The organism is Paraburkholderia sp. CI2 (assembly GCF_014201055.1).
GTDB classification, from domain to species: domain Bacteria; phylum Pseudomonadota; class Gammaproteobacteria; order Burkholderiales; family Burkholderiaceae; genus Paraburkholderia; species Paraburkholderia tuberum.
This window is the reverse complement of the sequence record NZ_JACHDL010000030.1, coordinates 38504-62899: the sequence shown is the minus strand read 5'-3', so window position 1 is coordinate 62899 and position 24396 is coordinate 38504. Positions and strand designations below refer to the sequence as shown.

Sequence of the window (24396 nt, the reverse complement as noted above, 5' to 3'; positions counted from 1 at the left end):
TTTAGTGACTCGGCGGCCGCCGGTGCGAAGCGCGAGCGTGCCTCGCGCGCGTCGGCGTCGCGCTGGGCTGTAGGGGCGCGGCGGGGGGCGCTGCGGTGGGGGTCGTGGCGGCGGGCGCCGACGCGGCGTTCGCTGTCGCCGCATGCGCGTCGAGCAGGCTCACCATCGCCGCTTGCTGGTTCTGCATCATCTGTTCGATGCGGTGTTGCTGCGCCGTCGTCTCGCGCGTGAGGCGCATTAGCAGCAGCGTCTGCGCGATGCCGATCGCCACTGTCACCAGCAGCGCACCGACCACGATCGACAGCATCCATTTCACGCGCCGCGAATGATCGGTCGCGGCGCGGCGTTGATCGGCGATCACGCCATAAAGCGCATCGACCGTATCGGCGAACGCGGTGGCACGCGCGCGGTCGAGTTCCGGCTCCGAGCGTAGCGCGGCGGCGGCCGCGTCGGTGCGGCGCGCGTCACGCGAGGAAGTGGCGAATCCGGCGTGGTTGTCTGCGGACGAGGACCGGGGTGTCGTCAACAGCGCGGTGGCGGAGAGCTTGTCGTCCTGTTTCGTGGTCACGGCCTCTGGCGAGGCGGATTGCGTACGCGTCGCGGGCTCGTCGGCGCACTGGCTCATGCTACTGCCGTCGCTCGCAGCGGACGTTGCAAGCGAAGCCGGGGCGGTAGCCGCTGCGGCATCGCGCGATGCCGTCGCGGCTTTCGCGAACGTCGCGGCGAAACGCTGCTGCGGCTTGCCCGCGCCCGCCGTCGCAGCCGACTCCGCTTCGGCCGCCTGGCGCAACGCGGTCACGCTGCGCGCGACGGTCGCGGCGGCCATCGCCGAGCTGAGCGGCGCGGATGGCTCACGCGACGTTGCCGCGGGCTTGTCGTCGGTGTTTGCTGCGGCGTTCGGCGCTGAGCCGTCGGGGGCGCCGTTCGCGGGCTCGTTAGCGGGCTTGTTTGCAGACGCATCCGCAACCGCCATCACCGGCTCGGCGTCAAACCCGCTCAACTGCCCGTTCACCGGCATCGGCGCATCCAGCTTCGCCGCACGCGGTGCGCGGCGCGCAGTTTTGTCGAGCGACCCGTGTTCATCGAATACGCCGACCGCCTGCAGCACCACGTCCGGCAGTTCGAAGCCGTGCAGCGTGCCTTGGCGGACGTCGATGTTCATCGCCTCGAGCGTCGCGCGGGTCGGATCGTCGGGGAACAGGTCGAGCGTGCTGTCGTCGCGCGCGACGCCGCTCAGTTGCGCGAGGCGTTGCGCCGAGCGCGCCGCGCGCGCCAGCTTGTTTTCGGTTTCGGTGGAGACGGCGCCCTGGCGCTGCTTCTTCGAAGCGACGCGCGGGGGCATGGACTGCTGGGATGCTGCGGAATCTGCCATAGAGGAAAAAGCGGTCGTCGCCAGGAACGGGGCGCCGGATGCCGCTTGTCATTGCCATTGGAATATTTAGAGCCAGCATTGTCGCATGGCGCTCCGCCCGTGCCGAAGCCATTCCCCGTCGATTTGCGCCCTTTCGCGCGACTCGCGCCTTTCACGACCTCGCGTCGTCGCCCTGGAATTTCCGCACGCCGTGCCATTGCCGAAGGCGAGCGCAGCGTCGAGCATTTCGGATGCTTGACCCAAGCTGTCAGCGCGAGGCGTTTGCTTTATGCTAGGCCGCACACCGCAGCAGTCTCGGCGAGCGGAATCCTGAAACGCCGCCCTGAACGCTGCCTCGACACACTGCGCGCGTTGCGCGCCCGAACCAACCGACGATGCCAAGCACGCCCCCTCCCCCTGCTTCGACGACCACCGCCGCGACCGCGCTGCGCGAGCACTTCGCGAACCTGGTGCTGCCGATGTGGCGCGGGCCCGGCTTCAATCACGCGTTGCAGCTGCCCTACGAAGCGCTCGACGCCACCGGAGGCGAGCCGCTGCCCGCGCAACGCTATCGGGCGATGGCATGCGCGCGGCAGCTGTTCACATTTGCACAAGCGGGCGACATGGAACACGCGCGCGTGCTGTTCGATTCGCTGACCCGCACCTTTCGCGACGCCGACCACGGCGGATGGTTCTACAGCGTCGACGCGCTCGGCCTGCCGCTCGATACGACCAAGGACCTCTACACGCACGCGTTCGTCGTGTTCGCGTGCGCGGAATACGCGCGGCGCTCCGACAACCTCGACGCGCTGAAGCTCGTGCACAGCACGACCGCGCTGATCCAGTCGAACTTCGCGGCCGACGGCGACCTGTTCAACGCCGCGCTCAATGTCGACTTTTCGAAGGTCACCGCCACGCCGTTGCAGAATCCGCTGATGCACCTGACCGAAGCGTGGCTCGCCGCCTGCGAGGCGACGCGCGACAACGTCTTCGGCGCCGCGTTGCGCCGCCTCACTGGCGCGGTCGCGCGACACTTCGTGCATGCGCCGAGCGGCTGTATCGCCGAATTGCCGATCGGCGCGAGCGGCAACCGTCTGGAGCCGGGACATCAGTTCGAGTGGTACTGGCTGGTCAGGCAGGCGGGCGCGCTGCTCGACGGCACGGGGCTAACCGACGCGCTGGCGCGCGCCTTCACCTTCGCGCAGCAGCATGGCGTGGACCCGGACAACGGCGGCGTGTGCGCATCGCTCGACGAGGCTGGCAAGGTCAGCGACGCGACCCAGCGGATCTGGGCGCAGACGGAATATCTGCGCGCGCTCGCCAGTCACGACGATCCGGCCGTGCGCGCGGCGCTGCCGCAACAGATCGCACGTTTTCAGCGATGCTTTTTGCATGAACACGGCTGGTTCGAATGCAAGACATCGAGCGGCGAAGTTGCACGTACGGACATGCCGTCAACGACGCCTTATCATCTGGCCACCGCCTACGCGACGCTGCCTGTGGACGCCGAATTTCGAGCGCGAACTTAGCCGAATTTGGCCAGTGATAAATGAAGTTCGATGCTTGATCGTCTCAATAAAGTGCGGCATGCACGGAGGAATGTCCGCCGCCGGGTCGCGGCAGAAATTTTATGTCGCTGGTAAACCCTGGCGCAAAAAAGTTCTCCTCAGACGTTCTCAAAGCGCGAAAAAACATCAAAACCGGGGAATACCCGGATGCAGGTTGATTGGCGTCTGTCATAAAGACGTGATACAACTCTTCCCTCGCGCTCGCTCTCGCATTGGAGCGATTGCGGTCGCGATGCAATACACAACATTTATTTGGATCAAAAATGGCAACAGGTACTGTTAAGTGGTTTAACGATGCAAAGGGCTTTGGCTTCATCACCCCGGACGACGGCGGCGAAGACCTGTTTGCACACTTCTCGGAAATCCAGTCTTCGGGCTTCAAGTCCTTGCAGGAAAACCAGAAAGTGTCGTTCGAAGTCAAGCAAGGCCCGAAGGGCAAGCAGGCTGCAAACATCCAGCCGGTCTAAGTTCCTTCGGGTACTTTGAGACAGACTTGGACGTCACGATAGGCGCCTCTACAGGCGCTTGCGTCTAATGCAAAATGGCTCGCTTTACGCGGGCCATTTTCTATTTCTGCGTCGTTTTCAAGCGTTCGCCGCTTTAAAGCGCATGCATTCCGGTTAATGCGAATTCAGCATTTGCGACGGACATTGCTCCGCGCTGTTGCGTACGCAACACACTTTCAGAAATTTCGAACACGGAAACGGCCTGTTTCAATTGCTCGGTTTGCTGATGCAGCGAAGCCGCCGCCGCCGCGGCCTGCTCGACGAGCGCCGCGTTCTGCTGCGTCATCTCGTCCATCTGCACGACCGCCTGATTCACCTGCTCGATGCCGGTGCTCTGCTCGAGTGACGACGCGCTGATTTCGGCCATCATCTGCGTGACGCGCGAGATCGACGCCGACACATGACTCATCGCTTCGCCGGCGCGCTCGACGAGCGTCGAGCCGTCCTGAATCTCCGCGACCGATTCGCTGATCAGCGTCTTGATTTCCTTCGCCGACTGCGCGCTGCGTTGCGCGAGGCCGCGCACTTCGCCGGCCACGACCGCGAAGCCGCGGCCCTGCTCGCCCGCGCGCGCCGCCTCGACGGCGGCATTCAGCGCAAGGATGTTGGTTTGGAACGCGATGCCGTCGATCACCGAGATGATCTCGGCGATCTTGTCCGAGCTCTGCGCGATGCCGCGCATCTTGTCGACCACCTGATTGACGACTTCGCTGCCGCGCGACGTCGCGTCAAGCGCGGTCTCGGCGAGCGCATTGGCTTCGCGCGCATGATCGGCGTTCTGGCGCACAGTCGCTGTGAGTTCCTCCATGCTCGATGCCGTTTCCTCGAGCGATGCCGCCTGGTTTTCGGTGCGCGCCGACAGATCGGCGTTGCCGGTCGCGATCTCGTTGGCGCCAAGATGGATTGAGTCGGCCGATTCGCGCACGCTCTTGACGGTGCGTGCGACGCTTGCCTGCATCGTCGCGAGGCCCGAGAACAGACGGCCGATTTCGTTGCTGCCGCGTGCGGCGATCGGTTGATCGAGACGGCCTTGGGCGATGCGCTCGAAGTGGCGGCCCGCTTCCTCGAGCGGTGCCACGACGCCGCGGCGCAGCGCCGTATAGACGGCGAGCGTGCCGGCGACGAGTACGAGCAAAATCACCACGCTGACGATGCGAAACGCCGCCACGCGCGCATCGATCGAATCGAGCGACGCGCGGCTCGCGGCGTCGCCGAATTGCCCAAAGTTGTGCACTTCCGCGAGATAAGCGTCCTGAAACGACTGCGTCGGCTGATCGAGGAAGGCCTGGATGTTGTTCGAGTCGAGATATTGCGCGAGCTCCGCGAGCGCGCCATGCAGCGTCTTGTAGCGTTCGGCGAGCGCGGCGGCGCGCGCGCTGTTTTCGTCGCTGGTCTTCTGCGCGCTCATGAAGGCCGCGAAAGACTGATCGGCGGCGGCGAGCTGTTCGCGAGCGTGCTGCACGATGTCCGTGGGCTCGGTGCCCCCGCGCACCATGCGCGTGCCGGCACGCGACAGGTTGATGCGCGCGTCCATCAGGCGCTGCGTCGTCTGGTTGACCGCGTCGACCTGCTTCAGCGCGATGTTCGACAGATCGCCGACGTCGTCGTGCGTGCGCGTCAGTGACCAGAAGCCCAACCCTACCGTGACGAGCTGGAAGACGCAGAACGCGGCCAGAACACCTAGCAGGCCGGATGCGACCTTGATCTTGCTGAACATCGTGGACACCTGGGAACAAAGGATAACGGAGGTACACCAGGGTTAACGGCAGGCCGATTGGCGGCTTGAGGCCAATTCCCGCAAAAAGCGCTCTACGTGCAGGTTTCATCGTCGATCGTCGCGATTGCGGTTGTTTTGCGCAACAATGCGCCGCTGGTCCCGCGGAATCACCTTGCGCAGCGCAGCGGCACTTCCTAGAGTGGGTAGGGACCGCGTGACGCACGCCGCGCGGATGTTTGTTGCACCGATGCACTACCCAGACCCCTGCACGAAGGAACCACGATGACCGACCTACTCGACCGGGCGCGCGGCGCACTGCACGCCCAGCCGTTCAGCATGCTGCTAGGCGCGGAGTTGATGCACGCCGGCAGCGACGAGCTCACCCTATGTCTGCCGATTCGAGATGAACTGCGGCAGCAGCATGGCTTCGTGCATGGCGGCGTCATCAGCTATCTCGCCGACAATGCGTTGACGTTCGCTGGCGCGCTGTCGCTGGGTCCGAGAGTCGTGACAGGTGAGTACAAGATCAATTATCTGCGCCCGGCAGTGAAGGGCACGCTGATCGCGCGCGCCAGCGTGGTCTATGCGGGCAGGCATCAGGCGACCTGCCAGTGCAGCGTGTTCGTGATGGAGGGGAACCGCGAGAAGCTGGTGGCGGTCGCGCAGGGCACTGTGAATCGGATTGGAGAGGACGGGGAGCAGGAGGCGGGGGCTTAAAGCCGGGACGCCATGAAAAAAGCCGCTCCTGCGCGAAACAGGAACGGCCTTTCATTTCACAGCGATATGACGGAAAGAGAAAGCGCGTTACTCCGCCGCGTAAGTCTTCTGCGTCTGCTCGCCCAGCCCTTCGATACCCAGACGCACGGTCTGCCCCGGCTTCAGAAACACCGGGTTCGGCTTCACGCCCATACCGACGCCCGGCGGCGTGCCGGTCGAGATAACGTCGCCCGGCTGCAGGCTCATGCACTGCGACACATACGACACCAGCTTCGCGACACTGAAGATCATCGTCTTCGTGCTGCCGTTCTGGTAGCGATGGCCGTCCACTTCGAGCCACAAGCCCAGGTTCTGGGGATCGGCGACTTCGTCGCGCGTGACGACCCACGGGCCGATCGGGCCGAACGTGTCGAAGCCCTTGCCCTTGTCCCACGTGCCGCCGCGCTCGATCTGCCATTCGCGCTCCGACACGTCGTTGATGACGCAGTAGCCGGCCACATGCTCGAGCGCGTTCGCTTCGTCGACATACTTCGCCGCCTTGCCGATCACGACGCCGAGTTCCACTTCCCAGTCGGTCTTCTTCGAACCGCGCGGGATTTCGATGTCGTCGTTCGGGCCGCTGATCGCGCTCGTCCACTTGTTGAAGATGACCGGTTCCGCCGGTACCGGCAGATTCGATTCCGCCGCATGATCCGCATAGTTCAGGCCGATGCAGACGAACTTGCCGATCTTGCCGACGCACGGTCCAACGCGCGGATTACCTTCGACGACCGGGAGCGTTGCCGGATCGAGCGCGCGCAGTTTCGCGAGACTTTCATCGCCGAGCCCAGCGCCGTCGATATCGCCCACCACCTTCGACAAATCGCGAATCTTGCCTTGCGCGTCGAGCAGGCCCGGCTTTTCCTGGCCTTTCGGCCCATAACGAAGCAGTTTCATCGTTGCACTTCCCTTTACGTTCAGTAGTGTCCGGTTCGTCAGTCAATCAGAATCAGTTCGACCATCCGCCGTCGATTACATGGAGTTGGCCCGTCGTGAACGACGACTCGTCGGACGCGAGATACAGCGCGAGCGCGGCGATCTCCTCCGGCTTGCCGATGCGGCCCATCGGCTGACGCGCGACGAAGGCGGCCTGCACCGCATCGAGCGACGCGCCCTGTGCCTGAGCCTGCGCGGCGATTCGCTGTTCGAGCGATGGCGAGGACACCGTGCCCGGGCAAATCGCGTTACAGCGTACACCACGCGTGACGAAATCCGCCGCGACGGACTTCGTCAGCCCGACCACCGCGGCCTTCGACGCGCCGTACGCGAAGCGATTCGGCACGCCCTTCACGCTCGACGCCGCCGATGACATGTTGATGATCGAGCCGCCGCCCTTCTCCAGCATGGCCGGCAAGAACGCGCGAATCATACGGTACATGGCCTTCGCGTTGAGGTCGAACGCGAAATCCCAGTCCTCCTCGCTGCATTCGAGGATATTGCCCGAGTGTACGAAGCCCGCGCAGTTGAACAGGACGTCGATCGTGCCGACTTCCGCGGCGAGCGCCTTGATCGCCGCGCCATCGAGCACGTCGAGCTTGCGCGCCTCGACCGGCTTGCCGGCGAGTCCGTCGATGCGGATATCGGTGGCGATCACGCGCGCGCCTTCGCGCGCGAACAGTTCAGCGGTGGCGAGACCGATACCTTGTCCCGCCGCGGTGATCAGGGCCGTTTTGCCGGCCAGTCTTTGTGTCATCTACGACTCCAGTTGAATGGGCTGCCAACGAAATCAAAGCCGATAAAACGCGGCAGCGTTCTCGCCGAACACGGCGTCGCGCTCGGCGTCGCTCAACGACGCGACGAGCGTGGTCGCCACCGAATGCCACAGCAGATAGTCGCCGTTCAGTTCGAGCACCGGCCAGTCGCTGCCCCACATCAGCCGCGCGGGACCGAACGTGTTCAGCAGATGCTCGACGTAGGGCCGCAGCGTGTCCTCGGTCCAGCCGGGCGAGGCCTCGGTCGCGAGACCCGACAGCTTGCAATGCACCTGCGGCAGCGCGGCGAGCCGCGTGATCGCGTCGCGCCATACCGGGTAGCCCGCCTGGCCGTAGCGGATCGGCGGCTTCGCGCCATGATCGACCACCATGCGCAGCGCCGGAAAACGCTGCGCGAAGATCTCGACGTATTGCACGTGACGCGCGTAGATCAGCGCATCGAACGCGAGATCGTGCGCGATCAGCGCTTCGATCGCCGGCGCGAGATCGGGGTTCGCGATCCAGCCGTCGTCGGGCAGATCCTGAAGCATCGGCCGCACGCCCTTGAACTTCGGCTCGCGCGCGAGCACCTCGATCAGATCGGGCGCGTTCGGCAACAACAGCGGCACCCAGCCGACCACGCCCGCGATCGACGGCTCGTGACGGGCGATGTCGAGCAGGTAGCGGGTTTCGTCGAGCGTCGGCGCGGCCTGCACGACCACGGTCCGCTCGATGCCGGCCTGTTCGCGCAACGGCTTCAGATCATCAGGCCCGAACGGCCGGTAGAGGATTTTCAGCTCCGGCGTCAGCCACTCGTAGTCACCCCGCGCGGGGTCCCAGTAGTGCTGGTGAGCGTCGATCGGCATGGTCGGGTCAGTCCTCGGGCGCGGGCGCACGGGGGTCGAGCAGGCCCGCGTCGCGCAATGCGGACCACAAGGCCGCGGGGATCGGCAGCTCGAACGACGCGACGTTCTCGCGCAATTCGTCGGCGCTAAGCGCGCCGGTCAGCACGGTGGCGACCGCCGGGTGCGCATACGGAAACTGCAACGCGGCGGCGGCGAGCGGCACGTCATGCGCGCGGCATACCGCCTCCAGACGCGCGACGCGCTCGATCACCTCGGGCGGCGCGGCGCCGTAATTGAACTTCAGATCGCCTTCGACGCCCCGCGCCAGAATGCCCGAATTGAACGCGCCGCCGAGCAGGATGCTGACGCCGCGCGCCTCGCAGGCGGGCAGCAGGTCGTCGAGGGTGGTCTGCTCGAGCAGCGTATAGCGGCCCGCGAGCAACGCGCAATCGATATCGCACTCGGCCATCGCGTCGAGGATCACCGCGCCCTCGTTGACGCCGAGGCCGAGCGCCTTGATTGCGCCCGTCGAGCGCAGGCGCTCGAGCGCACGGAAGCCGCCCCCTTCGGTCAGTTGCCGCCAGTAGTGCGGATGCTGGTCGCCGTGCGTGACGCGACCGATGTCATGCACGAGCAGGACGTCGATATCGATGATGCCGAGGCGCTGCTGGCTGTCCTCGAACGAACGCAGAATGCCGTCGTGCGTGTAGTCGTAGATCGCTTCGAACGGCAGCGGATTCTGCCAGCCTTCGCGGTCGTCGAATGGCGACGTGCGCGGCACGAAGCGGCGGCCGACCTTGGTCGACAGCACATACTCGCCGCGCGGATAGTGGCGCAGCGCGGCGCCGAGCCGATGCTCGGCCTTGGTGTTGCCGTAGTGCGGCGCGGTGTCGAAGTAGCGCACACCCGCGTCCCAGGCGGCGGCGATCGTCGCTTGGGCCTCCTCGTCGGACAGGTCGCGGTACAGGCCGCCGAGCGGCGCCGTGCCGAGCCCCAGTCCGCTCACCTGCAACGAGCCGCGGCCGATACGGCGCCGCTGCCCGATTTTCGATCCGATCGATGCCGACATGAGCGTGTCTCCAGATTTGTGGTCTTTTTACCATGCGGCGGCGAGGGTGCGGCGGTCACACTCCGCGCACCGCTTGGGAAGTGCATTCATTCACCAATGAACGTATTATTCATATTCGAATTTTTCCAAGTCAAGAAAACTACGCGGCGCGGATGCCTGGGTTTTCCCTGGACATAGGCCCTCCAGTTCGCGAAATGCTACGCACTCGCCCGCGCACACCAGATAATAAAAACTCCACACGGAATTCTCGGACCCTCACGATGGACGCCGAAGACAAGGACGACGACCGCTATCGCGCCCCCGCGCTGGATAAAGGCCTCGACATTCTCGAGCTACTGTCCGCGCAGAAGGAAGGACTCACGCGCGCCGAAATTACGCGGCAGCTGGGCCGCAACGCGAGCGAGATGTACCGGATGCTCGAACGCCTCGTCGCGCGCCAATACGTGGTGCGCTCGGCGGCTGGCGACCGCTACTCGCTGAGCCTGAAGCTGTTCGCGCTCGCGCACCGTCATCCGCCAATGAACCGGCTGATCGCAGAAGCGCTGCCGCTGATGCAGCGTTTCGCCGACGCGGCCGAGCAGTCTTGCCACCTCGTCGTCTACGACCGCGGCAACCTGCTGGTGATCGCGCAAGTCGACGGACCGGGCACATGGGGCATGTCAGTGCGGCTCGGTTCGCGGGTCGGCCTGATCGACACCGGTTCGGGGCGCGTGATGCTCGCGTTCCAGAGCGTCGAGCAGCGCCAGCAGATGCTGGCGGAGCACACGAAGGTGAAGGGCGAAGTGACGCTCGATCGCGACGCGCTGGAGGAGGCCTGCGAGCGCGTCCGCGCGGCGGGCTTCTGGCAGAAGGACAGCCAGCAGACCTTCGGCGTCACCGACGTGACGTTCCCGATACTCGCGCCGTCGGGACAGGCGATCGCGGTGCTGACCTGCCCGTATCTGCGGCGGATCGACGAATACGTCGCGCCGACGCTCGAAGCGGCCACCACGCTGCTGCGCGACACGGTGCAGGCGCTGTCGATGTTCCGCGAGCAGGCGGCGTGATCGGTAAGTTGCGCGGCGGCGCGCACGCGCACATGGTTTAGAATGGCGGCCCTTCCAAAATAACGCCGCATGACGGGCTCATGCGCGCGCATCGATTGAGCAATGGCCAAACTTCTGACCGATTCCGAATTCCAGCGTTTTTCCGAACTCCAGCAGAAGCAGTCGAGCTTCACGATCACCGCCGAAGAAGCCGACGAACTGCGCGACATCGTCGCCCACGCGCAGAAGCGCCGCGACGACCGCGCCGCCGCGATGCAAAGCATCGAGACCTTCATCCAGCAGTTCCACATCACGCCCGACGAGCTGTTTTCGCCCGAGCAGATCGGCGAAGCGGCGCGCACCTACGGCCTGATTCCGGCCGCGCGCAAGGAGCGCGTGCTGCCGCCGTCGCTGACGTTCAACGGCAAGCCGTACCAATGGACCACCCGTGCGCTGCCCGACGAAATTCGCGTGCCGCTGTTCGACGCGTTCAAGGGCGGTGAGTCGGTGAAAGCGTTCATTTCGACGCTGAAGGACGCGAACCGCTGCGCCGCGACGATCGCGCGGCTCGAACGCGAAACCGGCGCCGTGTATGCGCAGGCATGGCTCGACGAGCTGTCGGTCACGCGCGCGCAGGTCGATGAGGCGGCACAGAAGCTGGCGGCGTGAGGCGGTGAAGCCATGCGTTGAGCGGCCTCGCGACGTCAGCCGCTCAACGCGCCGGCTGGTTCTGCGCGGCGGACTTCGGGTCCGCCCCCGCCGTTTCGTCGAGCGCCATCCGGAAGCCGACCACACCGGGGTCATCGGTCCGCGTGATCGTGAAGCCGCTGGCCTTCGCGAGCGCGATCATCGCGGTGTTCTCGCGCAACGCTTCACCGATCAGCCAGTGCGTGCCGCGCGCCCGCGCGTACGCGATGATCCGCTGCATCAGCAACTGGCCGAGGCGCCGCCCTTTCTGATCCGAGCGCACGGTCACCGCGAATTCGGCCGTCTCGTTGTCGGGATCGGCCACCGCACGCACCACGCCGAGCGTCTGCGCGACGCCGTCTTCGTTGTCGACCGTCGCGATCAGCGCCATTTCCCGGTCGTAGTCGATCTGCGTCATGCGCGCGAGTTGAGAGTGGTCGAACGCGCCGACTGAAGCGAAAAAACGCAGCCGCAAATCTTCCGGCGTCATCGCCTGCACGAACTCGCGATGCGCGTTTTCGTCTTCGGGTCGAATCGGCCGCACCGTTACACGCATCCCCTGCCAGTCGATCGTTTCCTCGAAGCGCCGCGGATACGGCACGATCGCGAGACGGCTGCGCTGCGCGCCGAGCCGCAACACGGGATCGACCACCGTCACGCGGTCCCGGTAGACCCTGAGCTTCAACGACAGGCCGACGATCTCGCGCACGTCGCAAACCGCTTGCGACACCGCCGTCAACGCCGCGAGCGTCGGCTCCGGCGCGACCAGCCTCGCGTAGTGCGAACGCGTGACGATATCGCGCGCGAGCATCGGATTGAGCGGCGGCAGGCCGTACACGTGCAACCCACTGGAAACGCCGTCGATCGGCGGTGCGGCGAAGCGGAACACGGGGCCGAAGTTGTCGTCGTCGTGCAGTTCGACGGCGACGTCGACGATGGGTTTTGCGGCGCCGTCGGCATCGGCGCCCGACGCGTGGGCGCCCCCTCCTTGCGCACCCTCCGCCCGCAACCCGAACCGCGACAGAAACCGCGCCGCCGCCGCCCCGGCAAGCACGCTCGCGCCCGCCGCCAACGCTTCGCGAGCCTGCGCCTGGGCGGCGTCGATCGACTCGGGAATCTGGGCAGGCAGGCCTTCCGGCGTTTGCATCAGCAGTTCGCGGCCCAGCCGGTAATCGACCAGACGGGCGAAGGCGCGCGCGAGCCGCTGCGGCGTCGTGTGCACCGGGATGCCCTGCGCATGCAGCGCGTCGCGCCTCATCGCATCGACACCGCCGAAAAAGCACGCGAGCAGCCCGCGATACGCAAAGCGCTGATGCTCGATCAGCGCCTGCGCGACGTCGTCGACGGGCGCGCCATGCGTCGATGCGTGCACCACGACGGCGGTGCCGGTCTCGCGATACTCGCCGAGCAGCTTCAGCGCGGTGCCGAAGTGCTCAGGACGCGCGCCGTCGCCGAGCAGCAGCGGATTGCCGCCGACCGCGAGCGGCAGCGCCTCGCGCAGCGCGTCCGACGCCGCGGCCGGCCACGGCGCGAGCAGGCCGCCGGCGGCGGTGAACGCGTCGCGCGCGAGCGTCGCGAGACCGCGGTCGCTAGTGATCAGCGTGGCGGTGGCGCCCGCCGCCACGCGGCCGACGCCGAGCGTTTCGATTTCGTCGAGCAGATCGTCGAGCGCGTCGACGCGCACGAGGCCCGCGCGCCGGAACGCCGCTGTGTAGAGACCGTCGGCGGGATCGTCGCGGCCGGAGCGCAGCGCGAGCACCGGCTTGTTGCGCGCCGCCGCGCGCGCGGCCGACATGAACTTGCGCGCCGCCCGCACGCTGTCGAGTTCGAGCAGGATCGCGCGGGTGCCGGGGTCGCTCGCGAGGTAATCGAGCACGTCGCCGGCATCGACGTCGGCCTCCGCTCCGAGCGCCACCGCGTGCGAAAAACCGAGCCCGCGCGCTCGTGCCCAGCCGAGCACTGCATTGGTCAGCGCATTCGACTGCGACACCCACGCGACGCCGCCCGCCTTGACCGTGCACGACGGCGCGCCCAGATGCGCGCCGAGCGCCGGCGACACCACGCCGAGACTGCCGGGTCCGACGATGCGCAACAGATGCGGCCGCGCCGCCGACAGCGCGTGCCGCAGCTCGAGCCGGTCTTCATCGCTGCGCACCTCGCCGACGATGATGACGGCGCGCGTGCCCATGCCACCGAGCTTATGGATCAGCGAGGGCCACGTCGCGGGCGGCGTGCAGATCACCGCGACGGTGGGCGCCTGCGGCAGATCGCCGACGTCGGGAATCACCGGGTGGACGCCGAGCGTCGCGTGCTTCGGATTGACCGGCCACAGCGGGCCGTCGAAGCCGCCTTCCAGCACACGCGCCCAGACCATCGCGCCGGTGCTGCCCGGCCGCTCGGACGCGCCGATCACGGCGACGGATTTCGGGCGAAACAAGGCGTCGAGGTTGCGAACGGTCACGGGCGCTCCATGCGGTTGGACAGGAATTGGAGCCGGCTTCGCGGCGAGGCGGGTGGTTCCGTCAGCATAGGCGAAGTCGCGCGCTGGCGCGGGACGTTGTTGCGGCGGAAAAGTAAAAAGCCGCGTCGAACGACGCGGCTTTTTTGCTTCGAAACCAGCGGACTCGCGGTTTTACATCGCCTTTCTGAACGGCGCCCCCGAGTGCTCGCGCAACTCGTTGAACACGATCTTCGGCCACGCCTTCTGCGCGACTTCGATCTCCGATACGTGCGAGGCCAGATAGGTCGGCGCATCGGACGCATCGAGCGCGATTCGCGCCGAGTACGAGTCGGTGAAGCGGCGCAGCTCCGCCGCATCGTCGCAGGTCACCCAGCGCGACAGCCGGTAACGCGCCGGCGCCATGCGCACGTCGACCTTGTATTCCGTCGACAGACGGTGCGACACCACTTCGAACTGCAGCTGCCCGACCGCGCCGAGAATCATCAGACCGCTGGCTTCGGGACGGAACACCTGGATCGCGCCTTCCTCGCCGAGCTGCTTCAGCGCTTCGCCGAGCTGCTTCGCGCGCATCGGATCGACCACTTCGACGGTCTGAAAAATTTCCGGCGCGAAGAACGGCAGGCCGACGAACTGCAGCTGCTCGCCTTCGGTCAGCGTATCGCCGAGACTCAGCGTGCCATGGTTCGGAATACCGATGATGTCGCCCGGATACGCCTCGCTCACCGTCTCGCGACGCTGCGACAGGAACGTGACCACGTTGTTTGCGCGGAACGTCTTGTTCGAGCGCGTGACCTTCACCGCCATGCCGCGCTCGAAACGTCCCGAGCACACGCGGATGAACGCGACGCGGTCGCGGTGAGCGAGGTCCATGTTCGCCTGCACCTTGAACACGACGCCGGTGAACTTCGACTCTTCCGGCTGCACCGGACGCTGTACGGTCATGCGCATCGACGGCGGCGGCGCGAGGTCGACCAGCGCGTCGAGAATCTCCTTCACGCCGAAGTTGTTGATCGCCGAACCGAACAGCACCGGCGACTGCTGGCCGGCGAGGAACTGCTCACGGTCGAACTCGGGCGTCGCGCCGGTGATCAGATCGATTTCTTCCTTCGCACGCACCCACGCGTGGCCGAAACGACGCTCGCCTTCCTCGTTGCTCAGCGCCTGCAGCGTTTCGACCGCGCCGCCGGCCGTGTCCTGACCGGCGCGGAACACGCGCACCTGATCGCGCTGGACATCGTAGACGCCCTGGAAATCCTTGCCCATGCCTATCGGCCATGTGAAAGGCACCGCCGCCACGCCGAGGTGCTGCTCGATCTCGTCGAGCAGTTCGAGCGGCTCGCGCACTTCGCGGTCGAGCTTGTTGATGAACGTGACGATCGGCGTCTTGCGGCTGCGGCAGACTTCCAGCAGCTTCAGCGTCTGCGCTTCGACGCCGTTCGCGCCGTCGATCACCATCACGGCGGCGTCGACCGCGGTCAGCACACGATAGGTGTCCTCGGAGAAGTCTTCGTGGCCCGGCGTGTCGAGCAGGTTGATCACGCAATCGCCGTACTCGAACTGCATCACCGAGCTCGCGACCGAAATGCCGCGTTGCTTTTCGATTTCCATCCAGTCGGACGTCGCGTAGCGGTTGCTCTTGCGGCCCTTCACGGTACCGGCGATCTGGATCGCGCCCGAGAACAGCAGCAGTTTTTCGGTGAGCGTGGTTTTACCCGCGTCCGGGTGGGAAATGACCGCGAACGTGCGGCGGCGTTTGAGTTCGGAGACTGACATCGGGTCTGGCGGTCACGGAAAGGGGTTCAGGCGGTTCCCGGCGGCCGTGGGCGGCCGGTATGCCGCGCGTGGCGCGGCGGCGTCGAGCTGCGAGAATCGGGCGCGGGCCCGGATCGGCCGGCGCTCGCGCCGCGTCCGAAAACGGTGGCGAACGGGTCACGACCCAGCGTTCGACAATGCGGGAATCGCTGGCGCAAAACGGCGCAAGGTGCGAATGATACACGTCTGGCGCGACGGCCGGGGGAAAGGGCCCCGGCGCCGGACGGGGCGACGGCGCGAGGGTCGGCGCGCCGCGCATGCTTGTGGCAAAGGTGAGCGTTTTCGGGACTTGCGGCGGCGAATATCGATTTGCGGTCAAAGGTGAGGATCGCGAAGCGCGTGCACGCACCTGCCAGGTCGCGGGCGCCACCAACCCGATGCGCGGGAAAACGGCGATAAAGCTTCGCACCGCTATGAACGGGTTCCGGCTCGACGCCTGGAAACGCCCGCCAGCAAAGGCTGTCGCGGGTTTGCGGCGAGCGGCGCGGGGCGGTGCGGCACGATGGCGATTCGCACCCGGGGAGGTGCGTCGCGCGACAAAGCCTGGCTCACCGAAGCATCCCGCGAGATTCGAATGCATCGGTAAATATCGCCGTGTACGTTCGGGCGTCACGCAAAGGTGAGCGTTTTCGGGACCTTTGCAACGGTGCGGAACGGATCAAACCACACATCACTTCAGAGAACACGGACGCGTCGGCGCCCACGACGAAGCTCAACCTTCGATCAGAAACCGCTCGCGATTTTTGCCGACGAGCCAGGCCGGCGAGCGCCCACGGCCGCTCCAGGTTTCGCCGGTCTTCGGATTGCGGTACTTGGCGACCGACGTCGTCGACGACTTGCGGCGCGGCTTCGGCGAGGCGCTCGTCAAGCCGAGTTCTTCGGCGGTCAGGTCGTATTCGGCAATCTTCTGCTTGATATCGGCGATAGCTTGCGAAACTTCTTTTTCGCGCGCGGCTGCGACTTCCTTGTGGAGTTTTTCGAGTTGCGCAGTCAGCTGTTTGTAAGAGGCCATGCCGTTGTTCCCCCTCGGTTGGACGCACTGCGATGAATCGCGATGAATGGTTGGCGGACACTATCAGACGAATAAATCACAGGATAGTGAATCGCGCGGCCGAGCGCATGCGCGGCGGCTGCGCTCAATCGTCGATCGCATCGTAGATGCGGCGTTCGAAGTCGATGGCCATCGGGAAGGGGTCGATCGAGCGGCGCTGGATCAGCATCAGGCCGATCATGTTCTCGACCGGATCGGCGAACCAGCTCGTGCCGTACGCGCCGGGCCAACCGAACGAGCCGAGCGAGCGGTAGCCGAGCGGCAATTGCTGCGCCGGATCATCGACGATCGACAGGCCGAGGCCGAAGCCTTGCCCCGCCCAGATCACGTGACCGAAGGCAGGCAGGCGGCGCTGGTCGCGGCTCAGGAAATTGCTGCGCATCAAGTCGACCGAGCGATGCGACAGCAGCCGCGTGTCGCCGACGCGGCCGCGCCCGAGCAGCAGTTGCGCGAATCGCAGATAATCCTCGGCGGTCGAGACCAACCCGCCGCCGCCGCTCTGAAAGCGTCGTGGATTGGCCCAGCGGCTCGCCGCCGCATGATCCTCAACCACACGACGCCGCGTGCCGGGATCGATGTTGTACGCGGTGGCGAGGCGCGCAAGCTGTGCGTCGGGCACCCAGAACGCGGTGTCGCGCATGCCGAGAGGCGCGAAAATGCGCGTGCGGAAAAACTCCCCAAGAGTCATGCCGCTCACGCGTTCTATCAGCACGCCGAGCACGTCGGTCGCCACGCCGTAGTGCCAGCGCGAGCCGGGCTGGAACATCAGCGGCAACGCGGCGATGCGCGCGAGCCACGCGCTGTTGCCGCCGCTCGCCTCGAAGCCGCTGAACGCGGCTGCGTAGGCTTTGCCAAGCGGACCCGTCGCCGTGAAGTGATACGCGAAGCCCGCGCGATGCGTGAGCAGGTCGAGCACCGTAATCGGCGCGCGTACCGGATCGGTCTGGTCGAGCGGGCCGGTCGGGTCACGCAGCACGCGCGGCGCGGCAAGCTCGGGCAGCCACCGCGAGATGGGCGCATCGAGCGCGAGGCGGTCTTCCTCGATCAGCATCATGATCGCGGCGCTCGTCACCGGCTTCGTCATTGACGCGATGCGAAACAGCGTGTCGCGCTCCATCGGCAATTGCGCGGCTTCGTCGCGTAGGCCTGCCGGTTCGAAGTAGCCGATTTCGCCGCGCCGCCATACGAGCGACACCACCCCCGCCACTTCGCCCCGCTCCACGTAGCCCTGCATCGCGTTGGTCAGCGTCGCGAGGCGGGTCGCGGCAAGTCCTGCTATCTGCATGTACATCCTGTGTCGGTCAAAGAAAACGTGCGCGCGCCCAGGTCGCTTTGGGCGATCAAACCGAAAGATAAACCCTGTCCGGCGAAAGCGCACACGACGGCTTTCCTAATTGCCGAACCCGATTGGCGGACACAATGACGACCCTCAGGCTTTCTGCCGTTTTTCCAATGCGCAAAGCGCGGCATCGAGGCGTTTGACGCGGGTTGCCTGCGCCGGCACGAGAACCGCGCCGGAAACGTGCTGAAGGCGGTTACGCCAGTAAGACAAAGGAATACGGTCTTCTGCGGAAATATGGGAAATTATCTGCTCGAGATGCTCGATGTCTTTTTCGAGTTGCTGATGATTCATTGCTTTCCCCGGATTCTATTGAATTAGTGTTGAAGCAAAAAAATCGAAAGCATGAAGCCGCGTTGGCCCGCGCGGCCCAAGGTAATGCCCGCCAGCAGCGGAAAAAACTTCCTGAACTTCTTCTACGTCGGAAAAAACCGGCAATTTCTGCTCGCCGGGTTAAATCCCAACGGTTTAAAAAAGAATACTGCCGTCAAATTTCACGTTCCGTTGCCTGCCGCACTGACTGCGTTCCACGTCCCGAGGGTAAAGATAAATCATGGTCCGGGCGCAAAGGATAATCGGTGCGCGGTGACTCAACGTTGTAAAAATGCCGCATGCGGCTTACTTATCCAATTCGCATGCAAACCGCTTATCGGACACACATTAGGCGCATGAATTTATGACGGCCATGTGGTAACCGGAATGACACGAGCGTGGTCAGCGAGCGTATCGGGAATTGCCAGGGAATAACTGCGAACAGGTGAAAAAAACCGAAGGCCGCCAGCGGATCGGCCAGCCGCGCGCGCCGGCATTGCACCGGCACGGCATCAATCAGGTACTTACTTCGCGGTCGCGCGGCAGGCGTAGATCAGGCTCAACGTACCGCCCTCGCTCGACTGGCGCACGACGTCGAACGCGCCATTGCAACTGGCGGCCGCCTGTTGCGAGCACAAGTCGGAACCGACCGGGCATTGCACGAGCGTGGTCGCACGGCCGTCCGGCAGGAACAGCGGCGCGCTGCTGCTGCAACCGCCAAGCGCGACGATCGCGGCGACGGCCAGTATGCCGCGCGAGCGGCGCGCGAAGAAGGAATGGCATTTCATGGAGACCCCGGTCACGTCTTGTTTTTCGATCTCGCGATTGTGCCACGCTGCTCTCGTGCTGCGTCAGTTGGCGTGGTGCGGCTGGCCGGGCGCGGCGAGTCAAACGTCGATGCCGTGCGCGGCGATCTTCTTGTACAGCGTCGCGCGGCCCATGCCGATCTGTTTCGCAGTGTCAATGACGCGGCCGCCGTTCGCGCGCAACGCGTCGCAGAGAAAGCGCTTTTCGAACGCGGCCATCGCGTTGCTCCACGAGGTGGGTTCGGCGGTCGCGGCCACGTCCACGCTGGCGGCCGCGACAGACGGGGTCCGCGCCGGTGCCACCGCACCGCCCTGCCCCGAGCCGATGAACGGCGCGAGCACACGCGCATCGATGCGCTCGCTGTCGGACAGCATCACGGCGCGCTCCAATGTGTTGCGCAGTTCGCGCACGTTGCCGGGCCAGTCGCACGCGCACAGCAGGCGCAACGCGTCGTCGTGCAATTCGAAGTGGCTGCCGCCGCCTGCCTGCGCGGCCAGCTCCTCGAGCATCGCGTAGGCAAGCGCCTCGATGTCGGACGGACGCTCGCGCAGCGCCGGCGCATGGATCGTCAGCACGTTGAGCCGGTAGAACAGGTCCGCGCGAAAACGCCCGGCCGCGACGAGCGCCGGCAGATCGGCCGATGTCGCCGCGATGAACCTCACATCCGCGCGCACGATCCGATTCGAGCCGAGCGGCTCGAATTCCTTGTCCTGCAGCACGCGCAGCAGCTTGCCCTGCAACGGCAGCGGCATGTCGCCGATCTCGTCGAGAAACAGCGTGCCGCCGTTGGCGAGCTCGAACTTGCCGACCCGGCCCCTGCGATCCGCGCCGGTGTACGCGCCGGGTGCGGCGCCGAAGAACTCGACTTCGAGCAGCGTGTCGGGAATCGCCGCGACGTTGACGCTGACGAGCGGCTTGTGCGCGCGCGCCGAGCCGCCGTGAATCGCATGCGCGAGCAGCTCCTTGCCGGTGCCGGTTTCACCCAGCAGCAGCACCGGCGCTTCGAGTTGCGCCGCGCGCCGCGCCTGGCGCTTCACTTCGAGCGACGCCGCGCTCGTGCCGACGAAGCTGCCGAACGTATAGCGCGCGCGGCGCGCCTGCGCAAGCGACTGACGCGTCGCGATCAGCTCCTGCTGCAACCGCGAGTACTGCGAAAAGAGGGGCGACAGCGCTTTCAGCTCGTCGAACAGCGCGAAGCCGACCGCGCCGATCGTCACCCCGGCATCGTCCTTGAGCGGCAGGCGCGTGACGACGAGCGGCTCGCGATCGGTCTCCATGATGTCGAGCAGGATCGGCTTGCCGGTGTTGACGACCTCGCGCATCAGACTGTTTGGAATCACCGCTTCGCAATCCCGGCCGATCGCCTGCTGCGGGTCAGCAAAGCCGAAGCGCGCCGCATACCGCTTGTTGATCCAGACGACGCGCGCCTGCCCATCGACGATGAAGGTGCCTTCGCTGAAGTTTTCGAACGTGCGAAACAGCGAATCCATCGCCCGACGAAGCACGTCGTCATAGGTGGCGGGCAGGCCCGTCCAGTCGGTCAACATGCTGTCGCTGTCTCCGCTTATCGTTTTGATTGCATCAATCTCAATCAGTGGACGAATTTATCTCCAAATTGAGACACACGATAGGCCTTATGCATCATGACTTACCCTGGTTTCAGGTGTTCTTCACCGAATGGAAGTCCCGTTTCGGAGACACTTGGGTACAATCCGCCCACGATGCCTCGGCCCGCCGCCGCGCGGCCGCGCCATGCGCCACGGCGGGCCGGCAGCAAAACGGCAGGCATGGCATGGAACCTGCGTTCCGAGCGCGCCGCGCCGTCGCTCGATCGGGACGGCAAACATGTAGAACAACCGGGCTATGGAGACTCAATGACCTTTCTCATCGTTATCGCCGCGCTGGCGTTTCTGATGTTCGCTGCGTATCGCGGCTACAGCGTGATCCTGTTCGCGCCGATCGCGGCGCTCGCCGCCGTCCTGCTCACCGAGCCCGCCGCCGTCGCGCCGGTTTTCACGAGCATCTTCATGGACAAGATGGTCGGCTTCGTGAAGCTGTACTTCCCGGTGTTTCTGCTCGGCGCCGTATTCGGCAAGGTGATCGAGCTGTCGGGCTTCTCGGAGTCCATCGTCGCGGCCGCGATCCGCTATATCGGCCGCTCGCGCGCTAACGCGGTGATCGTCACGGTGTGCGCGCTGCTCACCTACGGCGGCGTGTCGCTGTTCGTCGTCGTGTTCGCGGTCTATCCGTTCGCGGCCGAGCTGTATCGCCAGAGCAACATTCCGAAGCGGCTGATGCCCGGCGCGATCGCGCTCGGCGCGTTCTCGTTCACGATGGACTCGCTGCCCGGCACGCCGCAGATCCAGAACATCATCCCGACGACGTTCTTCAAGACCACCTCGTGGGCCGCGCCGACGCTCGGCGTGCTCGGCTCGCTGTTCATCATCGTGGTCGGTCTGTCGTATCTGGAATGGCGCCGCCGCGCCGCGATGGCGACCGGCGAGGGTTACGGCACCGACCTCGTCAACGAGCCGGAGCGCGTCGAGTCGAAGCAGCTGCCGCATCCGCTGCTGGCGCTCGCGCCGCTCGTCATGGTCGGCGTCGCGAACTTCCTGCTGACGCGCTGGATTCCGACCTGGTACGGTCCGTCCTTCACGGTCACCCCGGACATCCTGCCGGGGCTGCATGCACCGGTAGAAACGAGCGTCAAGGCTCTCGTGGGGATTTGGGCCGTGCTGGGCGCGCTGCTGCTCGGCATCGTGATGGTCGTCGTGACGGCGTTCAGTCGCGTCAGCCAGCGCTTCGCGGTGGGCACCAAGGCGGCAGTGGCGGGCGCGCTGCTGGCGTCGCTCAACACCGCGTCGGAATATGGCTTCGGCGGTGTGATCGCGGCGCTGCCGGGCTTTCTCGTCGTCAGCAACGCGCTGAAAAGCATTCCGAATCCGCTCGTCAACGCCGCGGTGTCGGTCAGCACGCTGGCGGGCATCACGGGTTCGGCATCGGGCGGCATGAGCATTGCGCTCGCCGCGATGTCGGATACGTTCATCAAGGGTGCGGAAGCCGCGCATATTCCGCTCGAAGTACTGCATCGCGTGGTCGCGATGGCGAGCGGCGGCATGGATACGCTACCGCACAACGGCGCGGTGATTACGCTGCTCGCCGTGACGGGTCTCACGCACCGGCAGTCGTATCGCGACATCTTCGCGGTCACCGTGATCAAGACGCTCGCGGTGTTCTTCGTGATCGCGGTGTATTACACGACCGGCCTCGTGTGAACGCCGAACCGGAAAACAGTACTTTGATCTGATAGATCCGCATTACTCCCACCTCGACAGCCGGCCAACGAAGCACGAGGATGGAGCCGTCAGCGCCCAATGTTGCAAGGGCAGGCTGACCCGAGTAACAACGGCGTTTAACGGCCCGTCCCTGTCCGGACGGGCTATTTTTTTGCGCGCGCCCAACGCTTCCTAGCCCGCCCCCGCGTCACCCGCATGACAAAACCCGAACGCACGACGCGCCACCGCGGGGCATGAAAAATGCGTCCGTCGCGACGAGGAGTCGCGTTAAACTGGTTGCTCGCTCCGCAACCGCGAATCCGCTAGCGGCAGCGTCACACTCGACTAAAACCCCGGCGAGACAGAGGCAGACGCGACACGGCACGACGACGCGGCAGACGGCACGCCGTCCGCCCCGTACAATGGTTCCATCACCAACGCAACAAGGACAACTTCGATGCGCATCACCGGGTCCTCCGGGTCAATGGCCCTGCTCACCGAATACGACGACGCAACGGCGCGCGAACTTCGCTCGCTGCGCCTCGAATCGACCGAAGACGGCAAAGGCATCCTGCTGATCGAGGTCGATGAGCGCAAGCCGGGCATCCATCGCGAAGTGCGCTACGAAATCACGCCCGCGGAGCTGATCGCCGCGATCCGCGCGCATGGCGCCGAGTTGCCGGGCGAGCAGCACAATCATCGTCAGTGAAGCAGGCGCGCGGCGGGTGTGACCGTCGCGTGACTCGGCAGCCTCTCGCGCCGGTTGCGTCGCGCTTCGACGCGCCAGTGCGGGATTATTCGCATTGGGCGCGCCTGCGCTCGTCGCCGTGCTTCCGTTTGTTCCGTTCACGCCGCCAATCCCCGCTTTCCTACGGGTTTTTGCAAGCGCCTTCGCGTCTCGTCGAGCGCGCTTACCCGGCCTTCAGCAACTTGTCACAAGCGGTTGCCACGCTTGTGTATCGAGGCATGCGGCGACATAGGGCAACCTGATCGCAGCCAGAAGACGGGCCAATTTCCGGGCCGGTTGCACGTCTCGAAAATACGTCCATAATCCTTGCATTCCCCTTTGCATTCCTTACCGCGCTGCGCCCGCAAGGGCCGCGGATGTTAAACCGATGCTACATGACCTCGTCGCGCAATATGGACCGGCGCTCGTCTTCCTCAATGTGCTGGCCGCCGCGCTCGGGCTGCCGGTGCCGGCCATGCCGTCGCTCGTGCTGTTCGGCGCGATGGCCGCGATGCACCCCGGCTCGGTCGGCACGCAACTGCTGCCGGTCCTCGTGCTGTCGATCTTCGCGACGCTGATCGGCGACAGCGCGTGGTACGTCGCGGGCCGCATCTACGGCGGCAATACGCTGAAGACGATCTGCCGGCTGTCGCTGTCGCGTGACACCTGCGTGAAAAAGACCGAGCGCTTCTTCGGCCGCTGGGGCGTGCGCGTGCTCGCAGTCGCGAAGTTCGTGCCGGGGCTGTCGATCGTGTCGATCCCGATGGCCGGCGCGATGGGCACGCGCTACCGCACCTTCCTCAGCTATGACGGCGTTGGTGCCGCGCTGTGGTCCGGCACCGGGCTGATCATCGGCGCGCTGTTCGCGCGGCAGATCGACATGCTGTTCGCGATTGCCGGGCGGCTCGGGCGCACGGCGGCGCTCGTCGTCGTCGCGTTGCTGGTGCTGTACGCGGTGTACCGGTGGATCCGGCGCCGTCAGTTGATCGCGAAGCTCGCGTCCGCGCGCATCGAGGTCGACGAACTCGCGAAGCTGTTCGCGGCTGACCGGGCGCCGGTCGTGTTCGACATCCGTTCGGAGGAGAAGCGCAAGCTCGATCCGTTCGTGATCCCCGGCGCGCAATTCGCCGATGAACGGCAACTCGACGACATCGTCGCCACCTACGCGCACGATCAGAAGCTCGTGATCTACTGCTCCTGCCCGAACGAGATTTCCGCGGCATGGATGGCCAAGCAGCTCAACGAAGCCGGCTTCTCCGACGTGCTGCCGCTGCGCGGCGGCATGGAAGCCTGGCGCGATTCGGGCAAGCCGGTCGACTCGCTGCCCGCGATGCCGCCGCCGGAAGTCGCGGTCGACGACATCGCGCCCAAAGCCGTTTAGCCGTAATCAGCGGCGG

The 24396-nt window shown here is 65.5% G+C and carries 21 protein-coding genes; 8 read left to right on the top strand and 13 right to left on the bottom strand.

Annotated features, from left to right (window positions below; translation table 11 throughout):
* Position 1: 1 nt before the first annotated feature.
* Positions 2-1372 (bottom strand): hypothetical protein, encoded by a 1371-nt coding sequence (locus tag HDG32_RS30745; RefSeq protein ID WP_184073103.1) that lies wholly within the window; start codon positions 1370-1372, stop codon positions 2-4.
* Positions 1373-1746: 374 nt separating this feature from the next.
* Here HDG32_RS30745 and HDG32_RS30740 point away from each other — a divergent pair, with 374 nt between their 5' ends.
* A complete protein-coding gene (locus tag HDG32_RS30740; protein ID WP_184073101.1) occupies positions 1747-2880 on the top strand; it encodes an AGE family epimerase/isomerase in 1134 nt (377 codons plus the stop codon).
* Positions 2881-3182: 302 nt separating this feature from the next.
* Positions 3183-3386, top strand: coding sequence for a cold-shock protein (locus tag HDG32_RS30735; RefSeq protein ID WP_018424088.1), 204 nt, complete (start codon positions 3183-3185; stop codon positions 3384-3386).
* A 133-nt stretch (positions 3387-3519) separates the two neighbouring features.
* On the opposite strand, the gene HDG32_RS30730 is transcribed toward HDG32_RS30735, so the two are convergent.
* Complete coding sequence (locus HDG32_RS30730) at positions 3520-5142, bottom strand: methyl-accepting chemotaxis protein (protein ID WP_184073099.1); 1623 nt, start codon at positions 5140-5142, stop codon at positions 3520-3522.
* 282 nt (positions 5143-5424) lie between these two features.
* On the opposite strand from HDG32_RS30730, the gene HDG32_RS30725 reads away from it, so the two are divergent.
* On the top strand, positions 5425-5859 hold the full coding sequence (locus HDG32_RS30725) for a PaaI family thioesterase (RefSeq protein ID WP_184037950.1): 435 nt from the start codon (positions 5425-5427) through the stop codon (positions 5857-5859).
* A gap of 87 nt (positions 5860-5946) precedes the next feature.
* On the opposite strand, the gene HDG32_RS30720 is transcribed toward HDG32_RS30725, so the two are convergent.
* The 4 genes from HDG32_RS30720 to HDG32_RS30705 are packed head-to-tail and all read right to left on the bottom strand — an operon-like array spanning position 5947 to position 9503.
* Entirely contained in the window at positions 5947-6795 is an 849-nt protein-coding gene (locus HDG32_RS30720) for an ureidoglycolate lyase (protein ID WP_184073097.1), read from the bottom strand.
* 52 nt (positions 6796-6847) lie between these two features.
* Positions 6848-7591 (bottom strand): SDR family oxidoreductase, encoded by a 744-nt coding sequence (locus tag HDG32_RS30715; protein ID WP_018424084.1) that lies wholly within the window; start codon positions 7589-7591, stop codon positions 6848-6850.
* 33 nt (positions 7592-7624) lie between these two features.
* Positions 7625-8455 (bottom strand): amidohydrolase, encoded by an 831-nt coding sequence (locus tag HDG32_RS30710; protein WP_184073095.1) that lies wholly within the window; start codon positions 8453-8455, stop codon positions 7625-7627.
* Between the two features lie 7 nt (positions 8456-8462).
* Positions 8463-9503 carry an aldo/keto reductase gene (locus tag HDG32_RS30705; RefSeq protein ID WP_184073093.1) on the bottom strand — a complete coding sequence of 347 codons (1041 nt, stop codon included), beginning with the start codon at positions 9501-9503 and terminating at the stop codon, positions 8463-8465.
* Between the two features lie 260 nt (positions 9504-9763).
* On the opposite strand from HDG32_RS30705, the gene HDG32_RS30700 reads away from it, so the two are divergent.
* Together HDG32_RS30700 and HDG32_RS30695 are read left to right on the top strand one after the other, a co-directional pair.
* Complete coding sequence (locus tag HDG32_RS30700; RefSeq protein WP_184073091.1) at positions 9764-10549, top strand: IclR family transcriptional regulator; 786 nt, start codon at positions 9764-9766, stop codon at positions 10547-10549.
* Positions 10550-10651: 102 nt separating this feature from the next.
* On the top strand, positions 10652-11197 hold the full coding sequence (locus tag HDG32_RS30695; RefSeq protein ID WP_184004394.1) for a hypothetical protein: 546 nt from the start codon (positions 10652-10654) through the stop codon (positions 11195-11197).
* A 43-nt stretch (positions 11198-11240) separates the two neighbouring features.
* Here HDG32_RS30695 and HDG32_RS30690 read toward each other — a convergent pair whose 3' ends face one another.
* The 7 genes from HDG32_RS30690 to HDG32_RS30660 form a co-directional block, all read right to left on the bottom strand.
* Entirely contained in the window at positions 11241-13676 is a 2436-nt protein-coding gene (locus tag HDG32_RS30690) for a GNAT family N-acetyltransferase (RefSeq protein WP_184073089.1), read from the bottom strand.
* A 171-nt stretch (positions 13677-13847) separates the two neighbouring features.
* A complete protein-coding gene (locus HDG32_RS30685; RefSeq protein ID WP_184073087.1) occupies positions 13848-15449 on the bottom strand; it encodes a peptide chain release factor 3 in 1602 nt (533 codons plus the stop codon).
* Between the two features lie 751 nt (positions 15450-16200).
* Positions 16201-16500 carry an H-NS family nucleoid-associated regulatory protein gene (locus HDG32_RS30680; RefSeq protein WP_018424077.1) on the bottom strand — a complete coding sequence of 100 codons (300 nt, stop codon included), beginning with the start codon at positions 16498-16500 and terminating at the stop codon, positions 16201-16203.
* A gap of 124 nt (positions 16501-16624) precedes the next feature.
* The gene (locus tag HDG32_RS30675) at positions 16625-17824 is read right to left on the bottom strand and encodes a serine hydrolase (protein WP_184073085.1); all 1200 of its coding nucleotides are present in this window, start codon (positions 17822-17824) and stop codon (positions 16625-16627) included.
* 144 nt (positions 17825-17968) lie between these two features.
* Positions 17969-18172 carry a hypothetical protein gene (locus tag HDG32_RS30670; RefSeq protein WP_090808221.1) on the bottom strand — a complete coding sequence of 68 codons (204 nt, stop codon included), beginning with the start codon at positions 18170-18172 and terminating at the stop codon, positions 17969-17971.
* A gap of 542 nt (positions 18173-18714) precedes the next feature.
* Positions 18715-18978, bottom strand: a complete 264-nt coding sequence (locus HDG32_RS30665; RefSeq protein WP_184037925.1) for a hypothetical protein — start codon at positions 18976-18978, stop codon at positions 18715-18717.
* 99 nt (positions 18979-19077) lie between these two features.
* On the bottom strand, positions 19078-20544 hold the full coding sequence (locus HDG32_RS30660; protein WP_184073083.1) for a sigma-54-dependent Fis family transcriptional regulator: 1467 nt from the start codon (positions 20542-20544) through the stop codon (positions 19078-19080).
* Between the two features lie 327 nt (positions 20545-20871).
* On the opposite strand from HDG32_RS30660, the gene HDG32_RS30655 reads away from it, so the two are divergent.
* From HDG32_RS30655 to HDG32_RS30645, 3 genes are all read left to right on the top strand, one after another.
* Entirely contained in the window at positions 20872-22272 is a 1401-nt protein-coding gene (locus HDG32_RS30655) for a GntP family permease (protein WP_184073081.1), read from the top strand.
* A 457-nt stretch (positions 22273-22729) separates the two neighbouring features.
* Entirely contained in the window at positions 22730-22981 is a 252-nt protein-coding gene (locus HDG32_RS30650; protein WP_008921056.1) for a hypothetical protein, read from the top strand.
* 406 nt (positions 22982-23387) lie between these two features.
* A complete protein-coding gene (locus HDG32_RS30645) occupies positions 23388-24380 on the top strand; it encodes a DedA family protein/thiosulfate sulfurtransferase GlpE (RefSeq protein ID WP_184073079.1) in 993 nt (330 codons plus the stop codon).
* The last annotated feature ends 16 nt before the right edge of the window (positions 24381-24396 follow it).

What these genes read in the sequence shown, in the direction of transcription:
- HDG32_RS30745 (WP_184073103.1), bottom strand. Translation starts at nt 1,372, where the DNA reads ATGGCAGATTCCGCAGCATCCCAGCAGTCCATGCCCCCGCGCGTCGCT.
- HDG32_RS30740 (WP_184073101.1), top strand. Translation starts at nt 1,747, where the DNA reads ATGCCAAGCACGCCCCCTCCCCCTGCTTCGACGACCACCGCCGCGACC.
- HDG32_RS30735 (WP_018424088.1), top strand. Translation starts at nt 3,183, where the DNA reads ATGGCAACAGGTACTGTTAAGTGGTTTAACGATGCAAAGGGCTTTGGC.
- HDG32_RS30730 (WP_184073099.1), bottom strand. Translation starts at nt 5,142, where the DNA reads ATGTTCAGCAAGATCAAGGTCGCATCCGGCCTGCTAGGTGTTCTGGCC.
- HDG32_RS30725 (WP_184037950.1), top strand. Translation starts at nt 5,425, where the DNA reads ATGACCGACCTACTCGACCGGGCGCGCGGCGCACTGCACGCCCAGCCG.
- HDG32_RS30720 (WP_184073097.1), bottom strand. Translation starts at nt 6,795, where the DNA reads ATGAAACTGCTTCGTTATGGGCCGAAAGGCCAGGAAAAGCCGGGCCTG.
- HDG32_RS30715 (WP_018424084.1), bottom strand. Translation starts at nt 7,591, where the DNA reads ATGACACAAAGACTGGCCGGCAAAACGGCCCTGATCACCGCGGCGGGA.
- HDG32_RS30710 (WP_184073095.1), bottom strand. Translation starts at nt 8,455, where the DNA reads ATGCCGATCGACGCTCACCAGCACTACTGGGACCCCGCGCGGGGTGAC.
- HDG32_RS30705 (WP_184073093.1), bottom strand. Translation starts at nt 9,503, where the DNA reads ATGTCGGCATCGATCGGATCGAAAATCGGGCAGCGGCGCCGTATCGGC.
- HDG32_RS30700 (WP_184073091.1), top strand. Translation starts at nt 9,764, where the DNA reads ATGGACGCCGAAGACAAGGACGACGACCGCTATCGCGCCCCCGCGCTG.
- HDG32_RS30695 (WP_184004394.1), top strand. Translation starts at nt 10,652, where the DNA reads ATGGCCAAACTTCTGACCGATTCCGAATTCCAGCGTTTTTCCGAACTC.
- HDG32_RS30685 (WP_184073087.1), bottom strand. Translation starts at nt 15,449, where the DNA reads ATGTCAGTCTCCGAACTCAAACGCCGCCGCACGTTCGCGGTCATTTCC.
- HDG32_RS30680 (WP_018424077.1), bottom strand. Translation starts at nt 16,500, where the DNA reads ATGGCCTCTTACAAACAGCTGACTGCGCAACTCGAAAAACTCCACAAG.
- HDG32_RS30675 (WP_184073085.1), bottom strand. Translation starts at nt 17,824, where the DNA reads ATGCAGATAGCAGGACTTGCCGCGACCCGCCTCGCGACGCTGACCAAC.
- HDG32_RS30670 (WP_090808221.1), bottom strand. Translation starts at nt 18,172, where the DNA reads ATGAATCATCAGCAACTCGAAAAAGACATCGAGCATCTCGAGCAGATA.
- HDG32_RS30665 (WP_184037925.1), bottom strand. Translation starts at nt 18,978, where the DNA reads ATGAAATGCCATTCCTTCTTCGCGCGCCGCTCGCGCGGCATACTGGCC.
- HDG32_RS30660 (WP_184073083.1), bottom strand. Translation starts at nt 20,544, where the DNA reads ATGTTGACCGACTGGACGGGCCTGCCCGCCACCTATGACGACGTGCTT.
- HDG32_RS30655 (WP_184073081.1), top strand. Translation starts at nt 20,872, where the DNA reads ATGACCTTTCTCATCGTTATCGCCGCGCTGGCGTTTCTGATGTTCGCT.
- HDG32_RS30650 (WP_008921056.1), top strand. Translation starts at nt 22,730, where the DNA reads ATGCGCATCACCGGGTCCTCCGGGTCAATGGCCCTGCTCACCGAATAC.
- HDG32_RS30645 (WP_184073079.1), top strand. Translation starts at nt 23,388, where the DNA reads ATGCTACATGACCTCGTCGCGCAATATGGACCGGCGCTCGTCTTCCTC.